We start from the raw sequence: 4946 nt of genomic DNA, 5'->3' as shown, positions 1-4946 counted from the left end.
CCTGCGCCGCGACGTCGGCCAGCTTGCCCAGCAGCGCGTAGATCAGGATGCCCACCAGCACCACGTCCGTCTGCAGGAACTCGCGCGCGTTCATCGTCATGTAGCCGATGCCGCTCTGCGCCGAAATGGTCTCGGCCACGATCAGCAGCACCCACATCAGCCCCAGCGAGAAGCGCAGCCCCACGAGGATGGAGGCCGTCGCGCCCGGCAGGATCACCCGCCGGTACAGCGCCCCGCCGCGCAGGCCGTAGGAGCGCGCCATCTCGATCAGGTCGCGGTCCACGCCGCGGATGCCGTGGAAGGTGTTCAGGTAGACCGGGAAGAACACGCCCAGCGCCACCAGGAACAGCTTGGCCGTCTCGTCGATGCCGAACCACAGGATCACCAGCGGGATCAGCGCCAGCGGCGGGATGTTGCGCAGCATCTGCAGTGTCGTGTCCAGCGCCGTCTCGGCCCAGCGCTGCGAGCCGGTCAGCAGGCCCAGCAGCAGGCCCAGGCCGCCGCCGATGGCGAAGCCGAGGAAGGCCCGGCCGGTGCTCACCACCAAGTGCCGCCAGAGCTCGCCCGACAGCGCCAGCTCCCACGCCGCCCGCGCCACCGCCGAAGGCGCCGGCAGCACCCGCGTCGACAGCCAGCCCGCCTGCGCGCTCACTTGCCAAAGCGCCAGCACCGCCAGCGGCACCAGCCATGGGGCCAATCGCCGGAGCGCCGCGGCGGACGCGGCTCGCCACGCCTGCGGTTGACGTGGCGCCTCCCGCTCGCGGGCGGTCCCTCCGGTCGCAGTCCCCACGATGCGCGGCGCGCGTGGCGCCTCGATCACGGCCGTTCCCATCTCAGCTCGCAGCGGCCAGCTTGGCCGGACCGGGGACGTAGCTGTTGGCGACGATCTCGCCGAAGGGGCCCGTCAGCTTGGGCGCGCTGAGCTTCTCGCGCAGCGCCAGCGGCAGCAGCGGGAACACCAGCTCGGCGAAGCGGTAGGCCTCCTCCAGGTGCGGATAGCCGCTGAGCACGAAGTACTCCAGGCCCAGCGCGGCGTATTCCTGGAGCCGGTCGGCCACCTGCTGCGGATTGCCGACCAGCGCCGTGCCCGCACCGCCACGCACCAGGCCGACGCCGGCCCACAGGTTGGGCGAGATCTCCAGCCCGCTGCGGATGTCGTCCTTGTTGAACCGACCCTTGTGCAGCTCGGCCATGCGGCGCTGCCCCACCGAATCCATCGCGGCGAACTTGGCCTGCGCCGCCGCGATCACGTCCTCGTCGAGGTGCTTCACCAGGTCGCCGGCGGCGGCCCAGGCCTCTTCCTCGGTCTCGCGGACGATGACATGCAGGCGGATGCCGTACTCGAGGCGGCGCCCCTTGGCCTGCGCGCGCTGGCGCACTTCGCCCAGCTTCTCGGCGACGGCGGCTGGCGGCTCGCCCCAGGTCAGGTAGGTGTCGACCTGCTCGGCCGCCAGCTCGATCGCCGGTCCCGACGAGCCGCCGAAGAACACCGGCGGATAGGGCCGGCTCACCGGCGGGTACAGCAGCTTGCCGCCCTTCACCCGCAGCTGGTCGCCGTCGAAATCGACGGCCTCGCCCTCGTGACTGGCGCGCAGCACCTCGCGCCACACGGTCAGGAACTCGGTGGACAGCGCGTAGCGCTCTTCATGCGGCAGGAACAGGCCGTCGCCGGCCAGTTCGTCCGGATCGCCGCCGGTGACCAGGTTGACCAGCAGTCGCCCGCCGGAGAGCCGGTCCAGCGTCGCCGCCATGCGCGCGGACTGCACCGGCTGCACCAGCCCCGGCCGCAGCGCGACGAGGAACTTCAGGCGCCGCGTCGCCTCGATCAGGCTGGCCGCGACGATCCAGCTGTCCTCGCAGCTGCGGCCGGTGGGCAGCAGCACGCCCTCGTAGCCGAGGCTGTCGGCCGCGATCGCGACCTGGCGGTAGTAGTCGAAGTCCGCGACGCGGGCGCCCCTGGAGGTGCCGAGGTAGCGCGAGTCGCCGTGCGTGGGGATGAACCAGAGGATCTTCATGGGGGACCTTCTCGTGGTGCCGCTCACTTGGCGGCGGTGCGGACCGACTTCGGCAGCGCGTCGGCGATGCGGATGGGCTTGGGGATCAGCTTCAGCGCATGGAAGGCATCGGCGATCTTCTGCTGCTCGGCGGCGATCGCCGGCGTGATCGGCTGGATGCCGTAGGCGAAGCGCGCGGCCGCGAGCTCGGTGGTCGCGACGTCCAGGCCGATCTGCGGCGCGAGCAGGGCCGCCACGGCGGCGGTGTTGGCCTCGGACCAGCGGTCCAGCCGGGCCAGTTCGTCGACGATCGCCTGCACGACCTGCGGATGCTTCTCCGCGTAGCCGCGCGCGGCCAGGTAGAACTGGTGGTTCGCGACCACGCCCTTGCCGTCGGCGATCACGCGCGCGCCGAGTTGCCGCTCGGCCGCGGCAAGGAAGGGATCCCAGATCACCCAGGCGTCGACGGCGCCGCGTTCGAAGGCGGCGCGCGCGTCGGCCGGCGGCAGGTAGACGACCTGGATGTCGCTGTACTTCAGGCCCTGCTTCTCCAGCAGCTTGACCAGCAGGTAGTGGACGTTGGAGCCCTTGTTCAGCACCACCTTGCGGCCCTTGAGATCGGCCAGCGTGCGCACCGGCGAGTCCTTGGGCACGACCAGCGCCTCGGCCGCCGGCGCGGGCGGCTGGTTGGCGACATAGACGAGGTCCGCGCCGGCGGCCTGCGCGAAGATCGGCGGCGCTTCGCCGACGGTGCCGAAGTCGATGGAACCGACGTTCAGCCCCTCGAGCAGCTGCGGGCCGGCGGGGAACTCGGTCCACTTGACCGTGATGCCCAGCGGCGCCAGGCGCTTCTCCAGGTCGCCCTTGGCCTTCAGCACGGTCAGCGTGCCGTACTTCTGGAAGCCGATGCGGAGCTCGGTGGGATTGGCCGGCGCCTGCGCGTGCGCGGCGCCGGCATGCAGGCCGAGCGTCGCGGCGAGCGCGGCGGAGAAGGTGACGGCGCGGACCAGCGCCGCGCGGCGATCGAGGAAGAGCTTCATGAGGAGGTCGCGGAGTGGGAGGTTGTTGGAGAGCGCCGGGCAGAGCCGACGTTCAGAGGACCAGGGCGGGACGCGCGACGGGCGCCGCGCGCTCGGGCGCGGGCACGCGATCGATCACCTGCGAGGCGCCCACCAGCAGGCGGCTGGCGATGTCGTCGCCGACGCGGTACTCGCCGGCGGCATCCTTGGCGATCTGCGCGTCGCTGGCATAGACGCCATCGATGTGCGAGCGGGCCCCGAGCGCGGACAGCACCGGCAGCAGGCCGTAGTCGAGCGCCAGCAGATGGGCGAGGCTGCCGCCCGTCGCGAGCGTCCAGACCGTCTTGCCGGCCAGGCCGTCCTGCGGCAGCAGATCGAGGAAGACTTTCAGCAGCCCGCTATAGGCCGCCTTGTAGATGGGGGTCGCGATGACGATGGTCTTCGCCTCGGCGACCGAGGCGAGCGCCTCGCGCAGGGTCGCGTCCCCGATGTCCGCATGAAGCAGCGCTTGCGCGGGCAGATCGCGCAGCTTGAGGGTGCGGGTCGGGAGCCCGTGGTGATGCAGGCGCTGCGCCGCGGCGCTCAGCAAGGCGCCGGAGCGCGAGTGGACACTGGGACTGGCGGCGATGAGCAGGACGGACATGGCGGTCGGGGGATGAAGCAGGGACCGGGTCATTCTGCGAATCGGCCGTCATTCCCTGAACGAAGCAGAACGCCGATGGATAGGCGTAAAACGGCTATCGCCAGACCCCCAGGCACAACGCACCGAAGCCCCTCGCCCGCTTGCGGGAGAGCGGTGGGGGTGAGGGCCGATCACCCCGGTGGTGCCAACGCCGACAACACCTGCCCCCGCAGCGCCCCCAGTTCGGCGCTCCCACGCCCCCGGGGGTGCGGCACCCCGACGGGGATCTCCCGCACGATGCGCCCGGGCGCCGCCCCGAGCACCAGCACCCGATCGGCGAGCAGCACCGCCTCCTCGATGTCATGCGTCACGAGCAGCAGGCTGGTGCCATGCGCCCGCGCCACCTCCCGCACCAGGTCCTGCAGCTTCATCCGCGTGAACGCATCCAGCGCCGAGAACGGCTCATCCAGCAGCAGCACGCGCGGCCGCGTGTAGAGCGCCCTCGCGATCGCCGCCCGCTGCGCCTGACCGCCGGACAGCTGGCGCGGCAGCGCGTCCTCCAGTCCAGCCAGTCCGACCTCCTCGAGCAGCCGCCTCACCCAGGCCTCGTCATGCCCTTGCCCGAGATCGAACCCGACGTTCTCCGCCACGGTCAGCCACGGGAACAGCCGTGGTTCCTGGAAGACGACCCCGATGTCCCGATCCGGCCCCTGCCGCGGCCGCCCGCCGAGCCGGACCTCGCCGCTGAAATCGGGATCCAGCCCCGCCACGATGCGCAGCAGCGTGCTCTTGCCGCAGCCGCTCGCGCCGACCAGCGCCAGCACCTCCCCCGCCGCCAACGCGAAGCGGACGTCGGACAGCACCGGCGTTTCGCGCGCGAGGCATGTGCCCCGCCACCTTGGCCATTCCCGCGAGCCTTGCCGGCCGAGCCGACCACGCTGGCCGCACCGGCGAATCGCTTCGCCCTCACCTGCACTTCGAGCACGCTCATGCCGGGCCTCCAAAGCTGTCGCGCCAGTGCAGCGCGCGTTGTTCCACCGTGGCCATCAGGCTGTCCGTGAGCTTGCCCAGCAGGGCCAGCAGCACGATCGCCGCCAGCACCAGGTCGGCCCGCCCCGTCTCACGACCATCGGTCAGCAGGTAGCCCAGGCCGCGGCTCGCCGCGATCAGCTCGGCCGCGACCATGAACATCCACGCCAGGCTGAGCCCGTTGCGCAGGCCGGTCAGCAGCGCCGGCAGCGCCGCGGGCAGCAGCACGCGCCGCGCCAGCGCCGCGCGGCCGAACCCGCGCAGCCGGGCGACCTCGACCAG

At 71.9% G+C, this 4946-nt stretch carries 6 protein-coding genes; all 6 read right to left on the bottom strand.

Going from position 1 to position 4946, the window contains the following annotated elements; all coding sequences use genetic code 11:
• Window positions 1-793, bottom strand: a 793-nt coding sequence (gene ssuC / locus FUT87_RS12880) for an aliphatic sulfonate ABC transporter permease SsuC (protein ID WP_404935395.1), incomplete at its 3' end; no start/stop codon positions are given.
• A 40-nt stretch (window positions 794-833) separates the two neighbouring features.
• Window positions 834-2015, bottom strand: coding sequence for an FMNH2-dependent alkanesulfonate monooxygenase (ssuD, locus tag FUT87_RS12875; protein ID WP_091723873.1), 1182 nt, complete (start codon window positions 2013-2015; stop codon window positions 834-836).
• 23 nt (window positions 2016-2038) lie between these two features.
• Window positions 2039-3034 carry a sulfonate ABC transporter substrate-binding protein gene (locus tag FUT87_RS12870; RefSeq protein WP_147241275.1) on the bottom strand — a complete coding sequence of 332 codons (996 nt, stop codon included), beginning with the start codon at window positions 3032-3034 and terminating at the stop codon, window positions 2039-2041.
• Window positions 3035-3086: 52 nt separating this feature from the next.
• Window positions 3087-3656, bottom strand: a complete 570-nt coding sequence (gene ssuE, locus FUT87_RS12865) for an NADPH-dependent FMN reductase (RefSeq protein ID WP_147241274.1) — start codon at window positions 3654-3656, stop codon at window positions 3087-3089.
• 170 nt (window positions 3657-3826) lie between these two features.
• Window positions 3827-4498 carry an ABC transporter ATP-binding protein gene (locus tag FUT87_RS12860; protein ID WP_186830511.1) on the bottom strand — a complete coding sequence of 224 codons (672 nt, stop codon included), beginning with the start codon at window positions 4496-4498 and terminating at the stop codon, window positions 3827-3829.
• Window positions 4499-4622: 124 nt separating this feature from the next.
• The coding region (locus tag FUT87_RS12855) for an ABC transporter permease subunit (protein WP_147241273.1) at window positions 4623-4946 on the bottom strand (324 nt) is incomplete at its 5' end.

The organism is Mitsuaria sp. TWR114 (genome assembly GCF_007997345.1).
This window is presented reverse-complemented; position numbering and strand designations above follow the sequence as displayed.